The sequence below is a fragment of the Nocardia sp. XZ_19_369 genome, assembly GCF_015355715.1.
Classification (GTDB): domain Bacteria; phylum Actinomycetota; class Actinomycetes; order Mycobacteriales; family Mycobacteriaceae; genus Nocardia.
In genome coordinates, this window is the sequence record NZ_JACVED010000001.1 from 938,356 (window position 1) to 959,481 (window position 21,126).

At 67.7% G+C, this 21,126-nt stretch carries 16 protein-coding genes; 10 read left to right on the forward strand and 6 right to left on the reverse strand.

Annotated elements, in window-relative coordinates:
* The first annotated feature begins 200 nt into the window (after positions 1-200).
* Entirely contained in the window at positions 201-2,573 is a 2,373-nt protein-coding gene (locus IBX18_RS04395; RefSeq protein ID WP_194832418.1) for a lysylphosphatidylglycerol synthase transmembrane domain-containing protein, read from the forward strand.
* Here IBX18_RS04395 and IBX18_RS04400 read toward each other — a convergent pair.
* Complete coding sequence (locus tag IBX18_RS04400) at positions 2,570-3,286, reverse strand: class I SAM-dependent methyltransferase (protein WP_194832419.1); 717 nt, start codon at positions 3,284-3,286, stop codon at positions 2,570-2,572. The genes IBX18_RS04395 and IBX18_RS04400 overlap by 4 nt on opposite strands.
* A 110-nt stretch (positions 3,287-3,396) precedes the next feature.
* Here IBX18_RS04400 and IBX18_RS04405 point away from each other — a divergent pair, with 110 nt between their 5' ends.
* Complete coding sequence (locus IBX18_RS04405; protein WP_306796120.1) at positions 3,397-3,981, forward strand: TetR/AcrR family transcriptional regulator; 585 nt, start codon at positions 3,397-3,399, stop codon at positions 3,979-3,981.
* 8 nt (positions 3,982-3,989) lie between these two features.
* On the opposite strand, the gene IBX18_RS04410 is transcribed toward IBX18_RS04405, so the two are convergent.
* Positions 3,990-4,961 carry a nitronate monooxygenase family protein gene (locus IBX18_RS04410; protein ID WP_107653421.1) on the reverse strand — a complete coding sequence of 324 codons (972 nt, stop codon included), beginning with the start codon at positions 4,959-4,961 and terminating at the stop codon, positions 3,990-3,992.
* A gap of 341 nt (positions 4,962-5,302) precedes the next feature.
* Here IBX18_RS04410 and fadD5 point away from each other — a divergent pair, with 341 nt between their 5' ends.
* Together fadD5 and IBX18_RS04420 are read left to right on the forward strand one after the other, a co-directional pair.
* Positions 5,303-6,874: a fatty-acid--CoA ligase FadD5 gene (gene fadD5 / locus IBX18_RS04415; RefSeq protein ID WP_194832420.1), complete on the forward strand. Its 1,572-nt coding sequence runs from the start codon at positions 5,303-5,305 to the stop codon at positions 6,872-6,874.
* Positions 6,875-6,902: 28 nt separating this feature from the next.
* Complete coding sequence (locus IBX18_RS04420; RefSeq protein WP_194832421.1) at positions 6,903-7,508, forward strand: cysteine hydrolase; 606 nt, start codon at positions 6,903-6,905, stop codon at positions 7,506-7,508.
* A 47-nt stretch (positions 7,509-7,555) separates the two neighbouring features.
* Here IBX18_RS04420 and IBX18_RS04425 read toward each other — a convergent pair whose 3' ends face one another.
* On the reverse strand, positions 7,556-8,515 hold the full coding sequence (locus tag IBX18_RS04425; protein ID WP_306796122.1) for an MBL fold metallo-hydrolase: 960 nt from the start codon (positions 8,513-8,515) through the stop codon (positions 7,556-7,558).
* Between the two features lie 155 nt (positions 8,516-8,670).
* Here IBX18_RS04425 and IBX18_RS04430 point away from each other — a divergent pair, with 155 nt between their 5' ends.
* From IBX18_RS04430 to IBX18_RS04445, 4 genes are all read left to right on the forward strand, one after another.
* A complete protein-coding gene (locus IBX18_RS04430; protein WP_194832422.1) occupies positions 8,671-8,910 on the forward strand; it encodes an acyl carrier protein in 240 nt (79 codons plus the stop codon).
* Entirely contained in the window at positions 8,907-13,445 is a 4,539-nt protein-coding gene (locus IBX18_RS04435; RefSeq protein WP_194832423.1) for an acyltransferase domain-containing protein, read from the forward strand. The genes IBX18_RS04430 and IBX18_RS04435 overlap by 4 nt, the downstream gene beginning before the upstream one ends.
* The gene (locus IBX18_RS04440; RefSeq protein WP_194832424.1) at positions 13,442-15,157 is read left to right on the forward strand and encodes a fatty acyl-AMP ligase; all 1,716 of its coding nucleotides are present in this window, start codon (positions 13,442-13,444) and stop codon (positions 15,155-15,157) included. Before IBX18_RS04435 ends, IBX18_RS04440 begins: the two co-directional genes overlap by 4 nt.
* Positions 15,158-15,231: 74 nt before the next feature.
* The gene (locus IBX18_RS04445) at positions 15,232-15,609 is read left to right on the forward strand and encodes a hypothetical protein (protein WP_147133158.1); all 378 of its coding nucleotides are present in this window, start codon (positions 15,232-15,234) and stop codon (positions 15,607-15,609) included.
* A gap of 71 nt (positions 15,610-15,680) precedes the next feature.
* Here IBX18_RS04445 and IBX18_RS04450 read toward each other — a convergent pair whose 3' ends face one another.
* From IBX18_RS04450 to IBX18_RS04460, 3 genes are all read right to left on the reverse strand, one after another.
* Positions 15,681-16,100, reverse strand: coding sequence for an RNA-binding S4 domain-containing protein (locus tag IBX18_RS04450; protein WP_306796123.1), 420 nt, complete (start codon positions 16,098-16,100; stop codon positions 15,681-15,683).
* Between the two features lie 2 nt (positions 16,101-16,102).
* Positions 16,103-16,735 carry a C40 family peptidase gene (locus IBX18_RS04455; protein WP_306796124.1) on the reverse strand — a complete coding sequence of 211 codons (633 nt, stop codon included), beginning with the start codon at positions 16,733-16,735 and terminating at the stop codon, positions 16,103-16,105.
* A gap of 408 nt (positions 16,736-17,143) precedes the next feature.
* Complete coding sequence (locus IBX18_RS04460; RefSeq protein WP_194832425.1) at positions 17,144-17,422, reverse strand: hypothetical protein; 279 nt, start codon at positions 17,420-17,422, stop codon at positions 17,144-17,146.
* Between the two features lie 159 nt (positions 17,423-17,581).
* Between IBX18_RS04460 and IBX18_RS04465 the strand changes: the two genes are divergently transcribed.
* Together IBX18_RS04465 and IBX18_RS04470 are read left to right on the forward strand one after the other, a co-directional pair.
* Entirely contained in the window at positions 17,582-18,763 is a 1,182-nt protein-coding gene (locus tag IBX18_RS04465; RefSeq protein WP_194832426.1) for an ATP-binding protein, read from the forward strand.
* A 154-nt stretch (positions 18,764-18,917) separates the two neighbouring features.
* Positions 18,918-20,873 (forward strand): acyl-CoA dehydrogenase family protein, encoded by a 1,956-nt coding sequence (locus IBX18_RS04470; RefSeq protein WP_194832427.1) that lies wholly within the window; start codon positions 18,918-18,920, stop codon positions 20,871-20,873.
* Positions 20,874-21,126: the final 253 nt, after the last annotated feature.

A 21,126-nucleotide genomic window follows, 5' to 3' on the forward strand; every position in this document is an offset into this window, starting at 1 on the left:
GGATCGGCGGCGATTCGGGCGAGGCAGCCGCGGCGCGGCGGTGTGTATTCTCCCCGGCGGACGTAAACAACTGATTTCGTCACTACACGGGAAACTCGCCGGGTACGCCCAGAACGCAGCATGCCGTGCACCGCCGGACCGCGACGGTACGTTGAGCGCACCGAACGACCGGCAAGAGACGCGGAGAGGCGGAGGAGCTCATGCGAGTCGACGGGCGGGAAATCCCGGTAACGGGCAACCTCCTACAACCGCTGATCCGGCGGACGAGCGACATCATTCGCGTGGTGCTCGCGGCGACGTGGGTGGCGATCGTCATCGCGGCCTCGGTGATCACCCGGCCGGAATGGCTTGCGCTGGAACGTTCGGTATCCAACATCGTCGGATTCTTGAACCCCGACCAATCGAATCTGGTGTATCTCGTCTACGGCATGGCGATTCTGGCGCTGCCGTTCGCCATCCTGATCGAATTGATCATCGGCAGGCAGTGGAAACTGCTCGCCGGCTACGCGGCCGCGGGGCTCACCGCCGGACTGCTGCTCTCGATCACCGGCACGGGTCTCTCGGCGCCGAAATGGCATTTGCAGGTGCCGGATCGACTCGACACCTTCCTCTCCCAATTCCTGGACGATCCGCGCTGGATCGCCATGCTGGCGGCCGTGCTCACGGTGTCCAGCCCGTGGCTGCCCAACCGCCCCCGGCGGTATCTGTGGTTCCTGCTGCTGGCGTTCGCGCCGATCCATCTGGTGGTCAGCACCGTCGTGCCCGCCCGGGCGATGTTCGGCCTGGCCGTCGGCTGGCTGGTCGGCGCGGTCATCGTGCTGGTCGTCGGCACGCCCGCGCTGGAGGTGCCGCTCGACGCGGCGGTGCGGGTGCTGGCCAAACGCGGGCACACGGTCACCAGATTCACCGTGGTGCATCCGGCCGGGCGCGGCCCGCTGGTGCTGGCCGCCGCCATCGACGGGCCCGAACGCGGACTCGTCGTCGAGATGTACGGCAAGAACCAGCGCAGCTTCGGCGCGCTGCGCCAGCTCTGGCGCTGGCTCACCTTCCGCGCCAGCGAAACCGCGGCGATGCACGGCTCCATGCACCGCGCCGTCGAGCATCGCGCGCTGATGACCATTGCGGTCGGCGAACTCGGCCTGGCGAGCAGCACACCGGTCGCCGTCGCGGCGCTGGACCGCGGCTGGATGCTGCACGCGCACACCATGCCCAAGGGCACCCGGATCAGCGAAGCGTCGGTCGACCAGCTGGCCGGGGTCTGGAAATCGCTCGGCGCCCTGCACCAGGGCCAGATCTCACACGGCGACCTGCGCCCGACCGAGATCCGAATCGACAACGGCACCACGCTGTTCGGCGGCTTCGCCAACGCCGAATACGGCGCCTCGGACAAGCAGCAACAGTCCGATATCGCCCAGCTGCTGGTGTCCACCACCGCGATCTTCGGCAAGGAACCCGCGGTCCGCGCGGCCATCGAATCCCTGGGCAAGGAGCCGGTCATCGCCGCGGCGAGCCGACTCGCCAAGTCCGCCATGCCCGCCGGGCTGCGCAAGTCGGTGCCCGGCTGGAAGGACGCGCTGGCCGACGCCCGCGACGAGGTGCGCAAGCAGACCGGCCAGGACAAGATCGAGGCCGAACAGATCACCCGGTTCACCCGCAACCAGATCATCCAGCTGGTGCTGCTGATCGGGCTCGTCTACGTCGCGTACCCGTTCATCAGCGCGGTGCCGACGTTCTTCACCCAGCTCAAGACGGCCAACTGGTGGTGGGCACTGCTCGGGCTCGCCGTCTCCAGCCTCACCTATGTCGGTGCGGCGGCGGCACTCTGGGCCTGCGCGTCCGGCGCGGTGAGCCTGAAGAACCTGGTGATCATGCAGATCGCCAACACCTTCGCCGCGACGACCACCCCGGCCAGGGTCGGTGGCCTCGCCCTCAGCGTCCGGTTCCTGCAGAAGGGTGGCGTCGGCACGGTGCGCGCCACCGCGGCGGTGGCGCTACAGCAGGCGGTCCAGGTGATCACGCACCTGTGCCTGCTCGCGGTGTTCAGCATCGCGGCGGGCACCTCCGCGGACCTTTCGCACTTCGTGCCCGATGCCACGGTGCTGTATCTGATCGCCGGTGTCGGCGTCGGCATCATCGGCACCTTCATGTTCGTGCCGAAATTGCGCCGCTGGCTGAATAATTCGGTGCGCCCGCAATTGCAGGAGGTGCTCAGCGAGCTCGCCCAACTGGCGCGCGATCCCAAACGTTTCTCGGTGATCATTCTCGGCTGCGCCGCGATCACCCTCGGCATGGCCGGGGCACTGTGGGCCAGCGTGGAAGCCTTCGGCGGCGGCACCACTTTCATCACCGTCACCATCGTCACCATGATCGGCGGCACGCTGGCCTCGGCGGCGCCGACGCCCGGCGGCGTCGGCGCCGTCGAGGCGGCACTGATCGGTGGTCTGGGCGCCTTCAACGTGCCGCTGGACATCGCGGTGCCCTCGGTGCTGCTCTACCGCGTGCTCACCTGCTGGCTGCCGGTGCTGTGCGGCTGGTTCACCATGCGCTGGCTGGCGTCGAAGGACATGATCTAGGGCTGAGTCGCCTTGGTGGCCAGCAGAACTCCCGTCGCGGGTTTCACGGCGTGGAAGGTCACCGTGGCGAATCCAGCCGTGGTCAGCATGTCGCGATAGCGGCGAATATCCACCGCCGCCAACGGATCCGCGTGATGGTCCGAGCCGATCTCGTCGTGCGTATGGCGGGCGGCGACGCGTGCCATTACCCGCACCACGGCGGGCAATACCCGGCCCGTCGGATGGGTATCGGCCAGCAGTAGCGTGCCGCCGGGCCGCAGTATCCGGAACATGTGCGCGACGGCCGCCGGGCGGTGCGCCTCCGGGATATGGTGCATGGCGAAGGTCGAGGTGACCACGTCGCAGGAAGCGTCGGGCAGCGGCAGCGTCTGTGCGGCACCGAGTTCGAATCGGCAATTCGGCACCGCACGGGAATGCCTGGTCGCGAACTCGATCATTTCCACGGCCGGATCGATGCCGACGACGCTACCGTCGCGGCCGATTCGCGCGGCCAGCGCTCGGACGAGATCACCTGGCCCGCAACCGATATCGGCTACCGCATCGCCGGGGGCCGCACCACTGAGTACGACCAGCCTGGCGTTGAGGCGGTTACCGCGACCGAGTAGAAATAGAGCCTTGAATATGCGGTAACGCCGCGGCTCGGTAAGCAGAACACCGGTTTCGGTGTCATGGTGGCCCTGTCGAATGGAAGACTGGGGTGCGTTTTTGGTCATGTGTTCATGGTCGGGAGGGACCGCCACTTCGACCAGAGGCAAAACCACGGAAACCGTTCCATTCGGGACGGATTCGCGACATTTGTACGGGAGGCACATTGTCGTCGGAAGTGAAAAGACTGACGGGCAGCACGGATCGCCGGGTACGGCGGACCAAAAGCCTGCTGCATCGGGCGTTGATCGAACTCATGCTGGAGCGCGGTTACGACCGAATCTCGGTGCGCGACATCCTGCACCGGGCCGATGTCGGACGGTCCACGTTCTACGCGCACTTCCGCGACAAGGACGACCTGCTGTTGCTGAGCAGCACCGACTACCTGCGGGCCGCGGTGACCGCACCCGGCGTCGACGCAGATGCGGACGCCGCGACGCCGCTGGCCCCGGTGCACACGCTGTTCCAGCTGGCCGCGGCGAATCCTGAGGTGTACCAAGCCCTGCTCGGTCGCAAGAGCGGTGCGCTGCTGCTGCGGACGACGCGGGAGATGGTCGCCGAGATCCTCGCCGAACGCCTCGCCGAGCAGCTCGACATGGACGAGGCCGAGTTCGCCGCGACCGTGACGTTCCTGTCCTGGGGCGTGGTCGGGATACTCGGCGCGATCGCCGACGCCGACCCGCCGCTCTCGCCCACCGAGGCGTACCGGCGCCTGGTGCAACTGATCGGACCCGGCCTGTCCGGCCGGGTCCGATCAGGCTGAGCAGGGGTTCAGGCGACCACGCCGGCGAGCCGGGCGGTGATCAAGGCTTCGGCCTCGCTGACCATGCGGCTGATGAGCTCCGCACAGGTCGGGATGTCGTGGATGAGGCCCTGCACCTGACCGGCGCTCCAGATGCCCGCGTCGAGGTCGCCCTCTTCGAAGACGCGGCGGCCGCGGGCGCCGGCGACCAGGTCGCGCACGTCGTCGAAAGTGCCGCCCGCCTTCTCGATTTCGACGACCTTGCGGCTGATCTCGTTGTCCGCAACGCGGGCGGTGTTGTGCATGGTGCGGAAGATCAGCTGGGTGTCGCGTTCGGTGTGCGCGACGATCTGCTCCTTGACCTTCTGGTGCACCGCGGACTCCTGCGTGCACAGGAAGCGGGTGCCCATGTTGACGCCGTCCGCGCCGAGGGCGAGGGCGGCGACCAGTCCGCTGGCGTCGGCGAAACCGCCGGACGCGACCATCGGAATGTCGAGCACCCGTGCGGCGGCCGGGATCAGGATCAGGCCGGGCACGTCGTCCTCGCCGGGGTGACCCGCGCATTCGAAGCCGTCGATGCTGACGCCGTCGACGCCGATCCGCTGCGCCTTCAGCGCGTGCCGCACGCTGGTGCACTTGTGCAGCACCTTGATGCCCGCGTCCTTGTAGTACGGCAGGAACGGTTCCGGATTGCTGCCCGCCGTCTCGACGATCTTGACGCCGCTGTCGATGATCGCCTGCACGTACTCGGCGTACGGCGGCGGGTTGATCGACGGCAGGATGGTGACGTTCACGCCGAACGGCTTGTCGGTCAGCTCCCTGGTGCGGGCGATCTCGCGGCGCAGGTCCTCCGGTGTCGGCTGGGTGAGTGCGGTGATGAAGCCGAGCCCGCCCGCGTTCGCGACGGCCGCGACGAGCTCGGCGCGGCCGACCCACATCATTCCGCCCTGCACGATCGGGTGTTCGACGCCGAAGGTCTCGGTGAACCTGGTCCGCAGCATTGCGCTCTCCTCTGCCTCGCGCGGGCGTGCCAGTTCGCCCGAAGACCTGAATGGTGACACGAGGATCCACTCGGGTTCAACCCATAAGTGAGCCAGCATTCGCATCTGGATGCCACGCTTGAGGCTTTGACCGTCCGCTTAGGCGAGCGGAAGTTCGGGTAAACTGCCAGCTGAGCGGCCATTTTCCGGATAGAATGATGGATCGGCCGAATTAACCGCGATTCATTACTTGGTCTCTTGCCGCTGCGCTAAGTTACTTGTTATTCTGCTCGCAGTTCAGCCCGTCACAGTTGTCGGCCACCCCGGCGGACGCAGGTGACGGTCCGAGAGGAGTTCGTGGCATGACCACCGGTGCGCAGGCGCTCGACGAGCCGCTCAGGTCGCGGCGCAACCACTGGAACAACCAGATCGCCGGGCACGCGCAGATGCGGCCCGACGCGGTCGCGCTGCGCTTCCGAGGTGCGGACACCACCTGGCGGCAGTTGCACGAGCGTTCGCTGAAGTTCGCCGACGCGCTCGCCCGCCGCGGCGTCGGCTTCGGCGATCGGGTGCTGATCCTCGCGCTGAACTACCCCGAATACATCGAGGCCGTGTTCGGCATCAACGCGCTCGGCGCCATCGCGGTCCCGGTCAACTTCCGGCTCACGCCGCCCGAGGTCGCCTACATCGTCAGCGACAGCGGCGCGAAGGCGATCGTCACCGACACCGTGCTGCAACCGCTGGCCACCGCCGTGCAGGCGCAATCCGCCACGCTGGAAACATGTTTCGTGATCGGCGGGACAACCGCGGACGGCGTGCTCGGCTTCGACGACGTGCTCGCCGAGGGCGGTACGCCGCACACCCCGCTCGACATTCCCGAAGACACCCCGTCGCTGATCATGTACACCTCGGGCACCACCGGCAGCCCCAAGGGTGCGATCCTGTCGTACGCGAACATGAATTCCCAAGCGCTGACCGTCATTCGGGCGCTCGCGACGGAGCAGAGCTCGATCGGCTTCTGTACCTCGCCGCTGTTCCACATCGCCGGACTCGGCAGTCTCGCACCATGTTTCCTGCTCGGCGCGAAGACCGTGCTGCATCCGCTCGGCGCGTTCGACCCGACCGAATTCCTCGACGCGATCGAGCAGGAGCAGGCGACCAGTGCGTTCTGCGTGCCCGCCCAGTGGCAGGCCATCTGCGCCGAGCCGACGGTGAAGGAGCGGAAGCTGGCGCTCACCGCGCTCAGCTGGGGTGCCGCACCCGCATCGGACACGGTGCTGAAGGCGATGGCCGAGTGCTTCCCGAACGCGTTCAACGTGGCGGTATTCGGTCAGACCGAGATGTCGCCGATCACCTGCGTGCTGGAGGGCAAAGACGCGCTGCGCAAGCTCGGTTCGGTCGGCAAGCCCATCCCGACCATCCAGGCCAGGATCGTCGACGACGAGATGAACGATGTCGCCCCCGGCGAGGTCGGCGAGATCGTCTATCGCGGACCGACACTCATGCAGGGCTACTGGAACAAGCCCGAGGCGACGGCGGAGGCGTTCGCGGGCGGCTGGTTCCACTCCGGCGACCTGGTCAGCCAGGACGAGGAGGGCTTCATCTGGGTGGTGGACCGCAAGAAGGACATGATCATCTCCGGCGGTGAGAACATCTACTGCGCCGAGGTGGAGAACGTGCTCTTCGCCCACCCCAAGATCCGTGAGGCCGCGGTGATCGGCCGGGCGCACGAGAAGTGGGGCGAGGTGCCGGTCGCCGTCGTCGCCCTCAACAGCGCCGAGGACGAGCTCGGCCTGGACGAGCTGACCGCGTTCCTCAATGAGAACCTGGCGCGCTACAAGCATCCCAAGGACCTGGTGCTGGTCCCGGAGCTGCCGCGCAATGCCAGCGGCAAGGTCGTGAAAGGCCAACTGCGCAAAGATTATTCATCCTGATTCCGGGCAGGCTGAGTATGGTCGTGGGATGGCGAACCCTCGTATCCGCGCGGCCGTACTCGGCCTGCACTGGCAGGTGAATGTCATCAAGCCCGAAGGGTTCTTCGGGCCGATGCTCGCGGAGCCGGTGGCGGCCAGCGGGGTTGTCGCTCGTGCGGTGGAGTTTCACGACGCCGCCGCCGCGCGCAAGATTCCGGTGGTCTTCACCCGGTTCACGATTCCGGTAGGAGAGGGGGAACTGGTGCGCAACACCGGGTTCATGCGCTCGGTAGGCGCGGCACAGACCGAGTTCCGGCCGGATTCGCCGGGTAGCCGGCTCATTCCGGAGATGGCGGCGCAGGCGGCCGAGGTTTTCGACAACCAGAAGCTGTCCGGGTTGGCGGGCAGCGCACTGGCGGAGTGGCTGACCGGTCAGGGCATCGATACCCTGTTCGTCACGGGTGTCGCGACCAACTTGACGGTGGAGCAAACCGCAAGGCACGCCACCGATCTCGGCTTCACCGTGCACGTGGTGGCCGACTGCACGGCCGCTGCCAACGTGGCAGCACACGAGGCCTCGCTGGCCAACCTCGAACTCGTCACCGCGGGTTCGCTGACCGCGGCACAGGCGCTGGATCTCACCAGCCGCCACTGACCACTCGTGGCACACCCGGCGAATCCACGTCCGGCGCGAGGTTCAGCTCAGGCCCGGGCCAGGACCGCGTCGTAGTCGTGGCTGGCGATGACCTCGATGTCTGCCGGGAGCGCGTGCAGGCGCTGAATGGTGCGGAAGGCGGCGTCGCGGTCGGCGTCGAAGAGGTTGCCGGGCATAGGAGCCTTTTCGCGGATCAGCGTGATTTGCAGGGTGTTCCAGACGGCGTCGCCGGCCAGCAGGACTCGGGTACCGTCCTCGACTGCCAGCAGGACGCCGATGCTGCCGGGGGTGTGCCCGGCCAGGTCTACGAGGATGACGGCGCCGTCGCCGAATATGTCGTGGCTGCGGGGGAAGGTGAGGACCGGCGGGCCGTCCAGTTCCACCGGGGCGCTGGCTCGTCCGCGCAAGGGTTCGCGGATGACGCCGATCGGGGCCTCGGCACCGCGCATCGCCCAGTCGTATTCCACCGCGGGGACCCTGAGTTCGATCGAGTCCGGTAGTTCCAGCAGACCCGCGACATGGTCCCAGTGCAGATGCGTGGCCAGGGTGAAGTCGATGTCGGTGGGTGCGAGATCTCGGGCGGCGAGCGCGTTGCTCAGTCCGAGGACCGGCTTGTCGGGAGACACCAGCTTGCCGACCGGGAAGGGGTGCCCGGGCAGGACCCGCTCGTGCACATCGGCGCAGATGGCGGGGTCTACGAGGAACCTGGCCTGCGGATGCTCGATCAGGAAGGCGCCCATCGACATCGGCAACTCGCGCAGGCTGCGCACCCCCTCGGCGACGATGATGGCAGGCGCGGCCATCTTCGCCTGCGGCAGCGCGGTCAACCGGACCGTCGCGGTGGCCTTCGGGGCGGGCGTGTCCGCCAGGCTCGCCAGAAATGCCTCGTCGGGCTGCCGCGGGCGGAGCAGCCTGCCGGGCGTCGCGGCCAGCGCGGCGCAACAGCGGGCCAGCGTGCGGAGGGTTCCAGGGCGGCCGTCGGCCAGGCGCGCGGAGTTTTCGCTCACCTCGCCACGGTAGGTGATGGGTGTTCGCAGCGCATGCCGCGCAAGAGACTCTTCTCCACAGTGCGATATCTCGGCATAATCGCGGGGGGGTACCTGGGCGGTCGAGACGAGCCGCCGTTGCGGGGGTAGTACGTCTCGGGATGGATCGGAGCTCGATGGTACGAAGTCGTGCGGCACTCACCACCACGGCGGTCACGGCCGTGGCGGAGCTGCTCGGCGTCGACGCGACGGCCGTCTGCACCGACGCGCCGTTCACCGACCTCGGCCTGAACTCCACCCAATTGGCGCGGTTGACGGCACGCCTCGAGGACGCGATGGGGGTGGAGGTTTCGCTCACCGCGATCTACGACTACCCCGACATAGACCGGCTGGTCGAGTATCTCGCGATGCGATGACGGGGGGCGGGGTATCCATCATCGGGATCGGTTGCCGCCTGCCGGGAGCCGAAGGCGGCGAGTTCCGGCGTGCGGACGGCGAATACCCGGACGACACTGCGTGGTTCGACCACGAATGGTTCGCCATCCCCGACCAGGCGGCGGCGCTGCTGGATCCGCGGCAGCGGATGGCCATGGAGGTCACGGTCGAGGCCATCGATGACGCCGGTGTCGGCTATCGCACCAGAGGTTCGGGAGCCGCGGTGCTCTTCGGTTACGACCACAGCGCGGTGCTGGGCCGGGACGGATTCGACACACCGCACGCCGGCACCGCGCTCAGCGGCGTCGCCACTCGGCTGTCCGCCGTGCTGGATCTGCACGGGCCGAGCCTCGTGGTGGACAGCGTGAGCTCGTCGTTGGTAGCCGTCGACTTGGCGGTTCGGCTGCTCGTCGACGAGGCGGTGCCGTTCGCCGTCGTGGGCGGGGTCGATCTGCCGCTGCCCACGTCGAACTACCTCGCGGAGAACGGATTTCGTTCTCCGGACTGCCTTACTGAGCCGGTGGATGGTGAGGCACGCCGTGACGCCTGTGCCGTGGTGATCATGCAGCGCACCGATGATGCGGTGCGCGAAGGCAATCGGGTATACGCGGAACTCGGTGTGACATCGGGTTCCGATGTTGCGCAGGGTATTTCACTGCCCACCGAACAGATCCGGAATGGCTCGACGGCATCCGATGACGTGTACCGTGCGGTCGGCGCAGGCCTGATCGGACTGATCGAGGCGGCACTGTCTATTCACGACGGAGCCAGCACGGCTACGGTCGGTGCGCGTAGTCCACAGGTATCCACCGTGCCTGTCCACTCGATCGCTGCGCGGCCCGGCGAACACGCTTGGGGCGTAGGCGCATTCGGCAACCGCACCGCGCACAAGGTGCTGCGCCGCATCGAGACACCACCGATGGCCCGCGGCGACGATCCTCCGGTACTCATCCCCGTCACCGGGCGCGACGCCGACGAACTGAGCGCACAGGCGCTCCGGCTCGCCGACCGACTCGAGTCCGATGCCGAGCCGTTGCGCGAAATCGCCTCCGCTGCCGCGCGATTGATGCCGGAGCAAATGCGGGCGTGCGTGCTGGCGGGGGACCGCGGCGATGCGGTGCAGCGGCTGCGCGCGCTGGCAGGTGACGATCCGAGCACCGGGGTGATCGGTCCGTCCCCGACTCGTAGGCCGGGCGGACTGTTGTTCTTGTTCGCCGGTACAGGCGAACAACATCTCGCCATGGGACGGGCACTCGCCGCCCGGCACAGCGCATTCAGTGCCGCGTTGACCAGGGTCGCCGACGCGATAGTCACGGCGGGCGGCCCCCGGGTCTGGACGCCACGGCATGGCTTCGCCATCGGCTCTACGAGCAATGAAAACGGCTCATGCGCATTCGCCCATCCCGCGATTTTCGCGTTCCACCTGGCGATGGCGGAATTGCTCGCGACGTGGGGTATTCGGCCGGACGCGGTGGTGGGGCACGGTCTCGGCGAGATCGCCGCGGCCGCGGTCGGCGGTGCACTATCGCTGCCCGATGCGGCGCGGGTCGTGCTGCGGCGCAGCGCGTTCCTGTCCGAATCCGTGGACGGAGACGCGGTCGCCCTGCTGCTGGCGCCGGCGCACGAGGTGGTGAAACTGGTGGAGCCGATGCGCGCACAAGTTTCCGTCGCGGCGATCAACGGTCCACGATCGGTGGTCGTCTCCGGTGTCCCGCGCTACATCGATACGCTGGTGCGACGGGCCAAGCGCCGCGACATGTCCGCGCTGCGGATCACCGACGAGTCCGCCGCGTACCCGCGCCTCGCCACCGTGCCCGCGGAGTTCCGCGAATCGCTCGCCGATTTGGCACCAATGGCACCGCACACTCCCCTGTACTCCACCACCCGCCGGGGCGAGTTGGTCGATACCGCAGTGCTGGACGGTCAGTACTGGGCCGAGAATGCTTCGCGGACAGTCGATCTCGCTGCCGCGCTCGAGCGAGCCGCCGCAGCCGGACTCTCGACGGTGCTGGAGCTCGCGCCACATCCCTCGTTGCTGTCGGCGGTCGAGGAGTACCCCGAATTCCATGACGGCGCCCACCCGGTAGCGACTCGTGCCGACGAGGCCGGTGATTTCCTGACCTGCCTGGCCCGACTCCATCTCGAAGGGCGACCGGTCGACTGGTCCGCGCAAGGCCCGTTCCGGACCGCACCACGGCGGGTGTGGCGCAAACGACGGGTCCCCCTGCCTATCGACGCGGAAACACTGACGCCTGTCGAATCCGCCTCCGCTCCTGATGATCTCGCCGATCACGTGATCAACGGCGCACCGACAGTGCCCGCGACCTTCTGGCTGCTCGGTTTGCTGCAGCTGACCCGCACCGGCGGCGCTGCCGCGACGATGCTCACCGACTTCGTGCTGCACGAGCGGCTCGATCTCGCGGCACTGCCCGCGGTCCGCTATCGCAGGCACGACGGAAGCGTACGGGCGGAGGTCACGGCGGCCGCAGCGCTGGCATCGGCGCGGCCCGGCGGCGACCCCACACCCGCGCATATCGTCGCATGGATGCGAGTGGTGGATGCCAACCGGGCTGGGCGACACCGCATGCGGGTCATCGCACCGGCCGCCTTCTACGCTGCGCTGCGCGAGCTACGGCTGGAGTACGGCCCGCGTTTCCGCGTGCTGCGCGGCATCGCGACGGGTCCCGACCGGGCGATCGGCGTGTTCGACGCCGCTGAAACGCGTAGTGCCGCAACGTTGAGTGGCTGCCTGCACTTGCTCGGTGCGATTGCCTTCGATGAGCTGCCCACGGGGGCGAGCCCGCTGTCGATCGGGATCGACTCCGTGTGGCTGTCGGCCGAACCGGATCGGGTCGTACTCGAGGCGCACGCCTTGCTCCGCGAGCGCACCGACACCGGATTCAGCGGCGATGTCATCGGCACCGACCAGCACGGTGTGCCGTGTCTGGCGATGTCCGGCGTGCGTATCGGGTTTGCGCAGTCCATCACTCCTGCAGCCTTTTCCGGGCACCCGCAAGGTAGCGAGCTGCGGGCACCTTTCCGACAGGAGGTGTGGGAGTCGCGCGACCACTTCGACATAACGAGTTCCGCTGCCGGACACCCGAATACTCTGCGCACCTTGGTAATCGGTGATTCGGAACTGGCTATCCGGTTGTCCGACGCACTCGCGACCACCCTGCCCACCGAGCGGATCGCTCGCGAACCCGACGCCGCGAGTCCCCTCATCACCGCCTTGCCGATGTCGGGTACCGGTAGCGCGCACACTGCCGTTGTCGTCGTCTGGCCAGCCGAAACAGCCTCGGCGGCCACGCTATCCGATCCCATCGGTCCCGGCCGGAGTGCCACCGCGACCACCTGCCGGGTACTCGATCTGCTGCAACGCGTGCATGCCGACGACGGCACCGGGTCCCTGACGGTTGTGCTGCCGGAACCCGTCCAACGAACCACCGCGTCCGGGCTGCTGAGCACCGATACCGATGCCTTGGCTGCCCCGCAGGCCATCGCCGGTCTGGTTCGATCCTTGCAGCTCGAATCCGACCTTCCGGTGCGCCTGATCTGGATCGACACGGATCCCAGGAACGTCGCACCGTTGAGTCGACTCGTTGCTCAGGGACTGAGCGATTCGAACCGGCTTCTCGACGAGATACGTATCAGGGCGGGCGCTTTCGCGATCCGGCGCTTCATCCCCGCACAGCTTCATCCTACCCCCGCCGCCACCGTCGACGCCACCGGCACCTACGTGGTCACCGGCGGTCTGGGTGCGGTCGGCGCGGTCGCGGTGCGCTGGCTGCTCGATGCCGGGGCACGCGACGTGGTGGTGCTCACCCGCGCGCCCCGTCCGGTGCCCCCACTGCTGGACGGGCTGGAGGACCGGATCGTCATCGTCCGCTGTGACGCCGCGGATCGACGCGATCTCGCCAACGCGCTCAACGACATTCGGGAATGCGGCTCCACCATCCGCGGTGTCGTGCACGCCGCAGGCACAGCGACCGAAGCAACCTTCGACGCGACCACCCCGGGGCAACTGGCCGAATTGTTTTCGCCCAAGCTGACCGCGGCAGGCAATCTGATCGGACTCACCTCGGCCGACCCGACCGACTTCATTCTGCTGTTCTCCGCGGCCACCGGTGCACTCGGCGGACCAGGCCATTCCGCCGAAGCCGCTGCCAACGCCGCGATGGATTCGCTCGCACTGGCGCACCCCGGACGGGGCGTGCTCAGCATCGGCTGGGGTGCGTGGGCGACAGGTTCGGCAGTACCGCCGCGGCAGGCGGGCACGGCAGCCTTCGACCCCCGCAGCGCGGCCGCGTTGCTGTCCCGGGCACTGCGGTTCACCGGGGCATACCTGTTGGCCGTCGACTACACCCCGTCCGCCGACACCTCACCCATGGCGATGCGGCTGTCGAATCTGCTCGCACCCATGGCTGATTCGTCCGAGCACACTCACACGGCCGAACGCCATCCACCCGACACCCTCGGCCTGCTGGTCGACGCACACCTCGGCGAGGCCCCATGACCGCCTGCAACAGCCTCGCCGCACGGATCGCCGAGTGGGCCGCGTCCCGGCCGGACACGGTGGCCTGCATCGAGCTGCGCTACCGGATACACGAGCGGCTGCCTGTCGAGATCACCTATGCCCGCTTGCATGCCGCCGCAGGCGAACTCGCCGAACGCATCCGGGACGGCAGCGCACCGGGCGACCGGGTCGCCATTCTCTGCGCGCACGGACTCGACTATGCCGTCGCGTTTCTCGCCTGCTTGTACAGCAATCGCATTGCCGTGCCGCTGTTTCCGGCGGCCGGTACCCGCAACAAAGAGCGGCTGCTCGCGGTACTCGCCGATGCGCGGCCCACGCTCGCCCTGCTCTCGCACGGTGACTCGACCAGTTCGTCCGTACTGGGTCCCATGCTCGGCCAGGTGCTCGAACTCCCGTCGGATGTCACTGCGCCGCCGGTAGATTCGGCCCAACCGGTCATCGATCCGATCCGCACCGAACTCGCCTACCTGCAATACACCTCGGGCTCCACCCAGTCGCCGGCCGGCGTGCGGGTCACCCACGCGAACATGACGACGGCACTGGACCAACTCTGCGAGGCGCTGGAACCCTCGCCGGACAAACCCATCCTGACCTGGCTGCCGTTCTTCCACGACATGGGTCTCATCCTCGGCATGGCACTGCCGCTCTATTGCGGCGTGCTCGGTGTGACGATGTCCCCCTCGGAATTCGTGAAGCGCCCGATCCGGTGGCTGCGTGCCGTCAGCGACTACCGCGCGGGGATCACCGGTGTACCGAATTTCGGCTTGGCCCTTGCGGTTTCGGCGACCACGCCGGAGGAGCGGGCCGGGCTCGACCTGTCCTGCCTCGACATGCTACTCAACGGCTCCGAACCCATCCGGGCCGAGGCCCTCACGGAATTCACCGCGACGTTCGCCGAGTACGGCTTCCGGCATCAGGCACACACGCCCGGCTTCGGCTTAGCCGAGGCGACGCTGACCGTGACCATCGGTGACTGGCGAAAACCGCCGGTGGCACAGCATTTCGACCGCGCCGCGCTCGCCGAGGGCCGGGCAGTGCCGCACGCCGCCGAGCCGCCACCGCTCGGCGGTGCGCCGCTGGTCGGCTGCGGCGCCCCGATCGGTCAGGACGTGCGCATCGTGCACCCGGTGTCCTGCGTCGAGCTGCCCGTCGGCCGAGTGGGCGAGATCTGGGTCGCCGGCGCCAATGTGTGCGACGGCTACCACGGCAGACCCGACGCCACCGCCGAGACCTTCCATGCCACCCTGCGCGGCAGCGACGCCCGCTGGCTGCGCACCGGGGACCTCGGCTTCTGGTTCGACGGCCAGCTCTACATCGCGGGACGCCGCAAGGATGTCATCGTGGTCGACGGCCGCAATCACTTTCCGGTCGACATCGAGGCGACGGTCGAGAGCTGCGCCGCCGCGATCCGGCCCGGCCATGTGACGGCGTTCGGACACGACGACGGGCGCCGCGAGGATCTGGTGATCGTCGCCGAGCTGACCGCCGTCGAGGCCATCGAGCCCGCCGAACTCTCGGCGCTGGCCCGCCGGATCCGCGCCGAGGTCGCGGCCGCGCACGAGGTGATACCCGGTGCGGTGATGCTGGTCGAGCCAGGACGCATACCCAAGACGACCAGCGGGAAGCTGCGCCGCGGTGAGTGCCGGGCCCGCTATATCGCCGGCCAGCTCGAGCCGGTGGCGATGATCTGAGCTCGGCCGAAACACCGTCGAGGTCCCGCCGATCCGGTCAACCGGCCGCGAGGATGTGGCCTATGGCAACCGAGATCATCGCTGTGCGGTGGAAAGACGTCCCCGAGGCGCACGACTACCCCGCGGCCGCCGACTATCTGGAGTTGCTGGCCGGACCGAAGATCGTCAGCGCGGTGGTGGACGATCTGCGGGCCGCCCCAATCGTGCACAAGAAGGCGAAGGACATTCTCCGTGCCGCGCGGCTCGAGCTGCTGCCACCGGAGAACCTGCATGTCCGCCGCGATCTGATCAAGATCCACAACGGCAAGGCGCTGTCGCCGATCCTGCTGGTGCGTGGCGACTTTCGCACCGGGGCGCCGATGGTGATCGCCGATGGATACCACCGGGTCTGTGCGATTCACTGGGCTGACGAGAACATTGCTATTCCGGCGAAACTCGCCGCGATGCCGTGATCTTCCCGCTGGCGCGTTCACAATCGCCGCTGCGGTGAACTACCTGACCGCACGAGCTTCGACCTGAACGTTCACTCTTCGGTGCGACCGAGAAGCCGATCCGTCTCGCGCCGTTCGCGTTTGGTGGGCCTACCGGAACCGCGATCGCGGCGCGGCAGGGCGGCGAGGAGTTCGCGCGACGGCGGCGGCGGGCTGCGGTCGATCAGGCATTGGGCGGCGATGGGGGCACCGACGCGCTTGGTGACGATCTGTTCCACGATCACGATGCGTTCGAGGCCGCTGACGCGGATGCGCACCTCGTCGCCGGGCTTGACCGGTTGGGCGGGCTTGGCCGCGACGCCGTTGACGCGGACGTGACCGCCTTTGCAGGCCGCGGCGGCGGCGGATCTTGTTTTGAACAGGCGCACGGCCCAAGTCCAGGAATCGACTCGGGCCTGCGTCGCAGTGCTCTTGTTTCCGTTCGCACGGATGCCGTTATCGGCGGGGGTCACCCTTAAACGATACGGCGTGCGGTGACGACGTCGCCGGGGCGGAGCGGGGTGTAGGAGACGGGCGAGCCGGACTGGACGGCGTTGAGCAGCTTGCCGTCGCCCGCGTAGATGCCGACGTGGTTACCACCGTTGGTGATGACGATGTCGCCGGGCTGCAGGTTCTGGAAGGCCACCGGAGCGCCGACGTGCGACTGCTCGAAGCTGGTGCGGGGGAGTTCGACTCCGGCCTGCCGGTAGGCCCACTGGACCAGACCCGAGCAGTCGAAGTTGGAGGGGCCTGCGGCACCCCAGGAGTACATCGCGCCGACCTTGGTCTTGGCGGCGTCGAGCGCGATATCGCTGGCGCTGGGAGCGGGATTGAACATGCCGGGCATGTTCGGCGCGAAGTTGGGGACGCCGGGCGCCGACTGCTGCGGTGCACCGGGCAGCTGCGCGTTCGGCATCGCCGAGACAGCCTGCTGGATCTGCTGGTTCAGTTGCTGGACCGGCGCCTCGTATTCCTGCGGAACAGGAACATCGAAGTTGCCGAGGCCGGGAATGCTGACGGTTGCCGCCATCGCGGGAATCGCCGGCATGGCACCGGTTGTCGCGGCCACCGCGCCCATCACGAGGGCACCCTTGACGGAATTCGGCAAGCGAGAATCCCGCTGCATGCTGTGTTTACCCACCGAGCTACGTCTCCGATCTTCGTGCTTTCCCGCCGACCGGGCTAGCTGACCAGAAAATGGCCGCAAGGCATCACCCGAATGAACCCTGTAGGTGATCCCGGCACGACAGCCGGGAAGATGGCCCCGACGGCCGCTAAGGCGGTAACTCTGTGGCGCCGCTTCTCTTTCGAAGCGACAGGACTCCACTAAGTCACGAAGAGATTACGATGCCGACGCGGTGTTGTCCAGCGCACAGACCTGCGAGTTTTTCACTCTCGGCAAACCCGCTGGACGATCGCCCGGAAACGCGACACGCCCACTAGGTCACGACACGATATCGGCGCAGCGGTGTCCGTTACCGATCGGCGGCAAATGTCCGAATCGGCCGCTGAGAATTCAGGATTCGTGGCCGTTCGAGGACTCGTCGTCACGTTCGGCGAGCGCCCGCTCGAGTTCGGCGATCCGGCGCCGCGCATCGGCCAGCCCGACTTCCAGCTGACCCAGCGCCATCACCAACGGCCCGACCGCCAGGTCCGCCACCAGCTGCGGATCGTCATAGCCGCGCTCTATCGCCACCAGGATGTTGGAGCGGATGCGCCGCGCGACGGTGGCACCCGCCGGAACGTTCCAGGATTCGACCACCTCGGCCGTGGTGGGGGTGGGTTCGTCGGACATGCCCCTCCGATACTCGCCGGAAACGCCACCAGCGTAGTGAGTCCCGGGCCTATAGCAATAGTGCGAGTGCCATCGTGCAGTACCTTCCGCTAGGCGTATCTAGGACACGCCGTAGATACGGGCAGATTCTCCGGACCGAACGGGCTACGGTGTCAGGGTATGGACCCCGTGCGGAATCCGTATGCTCCCGGAGCCGGACAGCGCCCACCCGAATTAGCCGGGCGCGACAAGCAACTCACCGCCTTCGACATCGTGCTGGAGCGCGTGGCCCGCGGCCGTCCGGAACGCAGCGTCATGCTCACCGGGCTGCGTGGCGTCGGAAAGACGGTGCTGCTCAATCAACTTCGCTCCGCCGCCATCTCGCGCGGCTGGGGCACCGGCAAGATCGAGGCTCGGCCGGATCAGGAGCTACGCCGCCCGCTGTCCTCGGCGCTCCATATGGCCGTCCGCGCGATCGCCATGGCACACCGCAATCCGGAACGGGTCGACGACTTCCTCGGCATCCTCAAGGCTTTCGCGCTGCGCGCCACCGCCGACAAGGGCATGCGCGAACGCTGGCAGCCCGGTATCGACGTGCCCGCGGTGACCGGGCGCGCGGACTCCGGCGACATCGAGATCGACCTGGTCGAGCTGCTGGTCGAGGCGGCCGCGCTGGCCAGCGAGATCGGTGTCGGCATCGCAATTTTCATCGACGAGATGCAGGACCTCGGACCGGCCGACGTCTCCGCGATCTGCGGGGCCTGCCACGAATTGAGCCAGGACGCAGCGCCGCTCATCGTGGTCGGGGCCGGCCTGCCGCACCTGCCCGCCGTGCTGTCCGCCTCGAAGAGTTACTCGGAGCGCCTGTTCAGTTACCACCGCATCGATCGACTCGACCGGGAATCCGCGGACCTCGCGCTGATCGCGCCCGCCGAGCGCGAGGAGGTGAAGTTCACCGACGAGGCGCTGGATGCGCTGTACCACAAGGCCGATGGCTATCCGTACTTTGTGCAGGCCTACGGCAAGGCGGCCTGGGACCAGGCGCCGGAGAGCCCGATCACGGCCGAGGATGTCGAGGTGGCTTCGCCGACTGCGGAAGAGGAGCTGGCGGTCGGCTTCTTCGGCTCCCGCTACGAACGGGCAACGCCGGCCGAGCGCGAATACATGCGCGCCATGGCGGATCTGGCCGGTGACGACGGCCCGGTGGCGACCTCGGCGGTGGCCAGCGAACTCGGCCGCAAACCCGCCTCGCTCTCGCCCGCGCGCGACGGTCTGATCAAGAAGGGCCTGATCTACTCGGCCGAGCGCGGCACCATCGGATTCACCGTGCCGCACTTCGGCCGCTATCTGCGCAGCGTCTGACGATCTGAAAAGCGAACGATCGGATAGCCTCGAATTAGCCCGTCTACCAAGATCATTAGAGATCGATAGAAATCAATCGACCTGCAGCCCTACCGGCCGGTAACTAAAGTTCTTACACTCGAATGTGATCCTGATCACGTCCGAGGAGGACAGCATGGCGACAGCCGCGAAAGTCGACGCCACCGAAGAACAGGCCCGCGCACTGGTCGAGGAGTCCCGCGAAACCAGCTGGGCCAAACCATCGTTCGCGAAGGAGATGTTCCTCGGGCGGTTCCGGCTCGATCTGATCCACCCCTACCCGGAACCGAGCCCGGAGGATGCCGCCCGCACCGAGGCCTACCTCGCCAGGCTGCGGCCGTTCTGCGAGTCCATCGACGGCGCAGTGATCGAGGCGGAGGGCCGGATCCCGGACGAGTACGTCAAGGGGCTCGCCGAGCTCGGCTGCTTCGGCCTGAAGATTCCGGAGTCCTTTGGCGGACAGGGACTTTCCCAGTTCGGCTACAACCGGGCATTGATGCTGGTCGGCTCGGCTCATCCCAGCCTCGGCGTGCTGCTCTCGGCGCACCAGTCCATCGGCGTGCCCGAGCCGCTGAAGCTGGCGGGCACCGCGGAGCAGAAAGCGGAGTTCCTGCCCCGCTGCGCCGCGGGCGCGGTGAGCGCCTTCCTGCTCACCGAGCCCGACGTCGGCTCCGACCCGGCCAGGATGGCGAGCACCGCCACCCCGGTCGACGACGGGACGGCCTACGAGCTCAACGGCGTCAAGCTGTGGACCACCAACGGCGTGGTGGCCGAGCTGCTGGTGGTGATGGCCAGGGTGCCCAAGAGCGAGGGCCATCGCGGCGGCATCTCCGCGTTCGTGGTCGAGGCCGATTCGCCGGGCATCACCGTCGAGCGGCGCAACGCGTTCATGGGCCTGCGCGGCATCGAGAACGGCGTCACCAGGATGCACAACGTACGGGTGCCGCGAGCCAACCTCATCGGGCGCGAAGGCGACGGCCTGAAGATCGCGCTCACCACCCTCAACGCGGGCAGGCTGGCCATCCCGGCGCTGTGCACCGCGTCGGCGAAGTGGTCGCTGAAGATCGCCAGGGAGTGGAGCACCGAGCGGGTGCAGTGGGGCAGGCCGGTCGGCGAGCACGAGGCGGTCGGCCAGAAGATCTCCTTCATCGCCGCGACCACCTACGCGCTGGAGGCCGCACTCGATTTGTCCGCCGCCATGTGCGACGAGGCGCGCAACGACATCCGCATCGAGGCGGCGCTGGCCAAGCTGTGGGCCAGCGAGATGAGCTGCACCATCGCCGACGAGCTCGTGCAGATCCGCGGCGGCCGCGGCTACGAGACCGCGGCCTCGCTCGCGGCCCGCGGTGAACGCGCGGTCGGCGCCGAACAACTGGTCCGCGATCTGCGCATCAACCGGATCTTCGAGGGCTCCAGCGAGATCATGCGACTGCTGATCGCCCGGGAGATGGCCGACGCGCACATGGCGGCCGCCGGCGCGCTGGTGGACCGCAACGCCGAGTTGAAGGACAAGGCCAAGGCGGCGGTCGGCGCGACCGGCTTCTATGCCAAGTGGTTCCCGCAACTCGCCGTCGGTTCGGGCACCGTGCCCGCGACCTATACCGAATTCGGCTCGCTGGCAAAGCATCTGCGCTTCATCGAGCGCAGCTCGCGCAAACAGGCCAGGTCGCTGATGTACGCGATGGGCCGCTGGCAGGCGAAGCTGGAGTACAAGCAGAACTTCCTCGGCCGGATCGTCGATATCGGCGCCGAGTTGTTCGCCATGTCGGCGGCCTGCGTACGGGCGCACGCACTGCACGCCGCGGGCGCACCGGAGGCCAACGCCGCCGCCGAGCTCGCCGACGCCTTCTGCAAGCAGGCCAGGGTCCGGGTGCGCAGCCTGTTCGACCGGCTCTGGGACAACACCGACGACGACGATCGCGCGCTGACCCGCGGCGTGCTCACCGGGCGCTACACCTGGCTGGAGGAGGGTGTGTTCGACCCCAGCGAGGGCACCGGTCCGTGGATCGCCGAGTGGCGGGTCGGCCCGTCCACCGAAGAGAACCTGCTGCGCCCGTTCCTTCCGTCCACCCGCAGCACCGCCACCCCGTAAACGGTCGGCCGCTCACCGGGCGTCACGTTCGATAACGCTGTGCCACGAACGTGACGTCCGGCGGGTGCAATCGTCAGGCGAATATCCGCCCATATTGGCAAATCACTAGATAGGCATAGATTTTCATGGCAGGGGAGCGGTGGCCGCTCTGTAACCAAATCTAAGGGAGTCTAGGGAATTCGATCGAGGGGCCGATATCGGGCAAGCGACGGACGATCATGGTTCTCTATCGAAATCTAGTGTTTGACCTAGG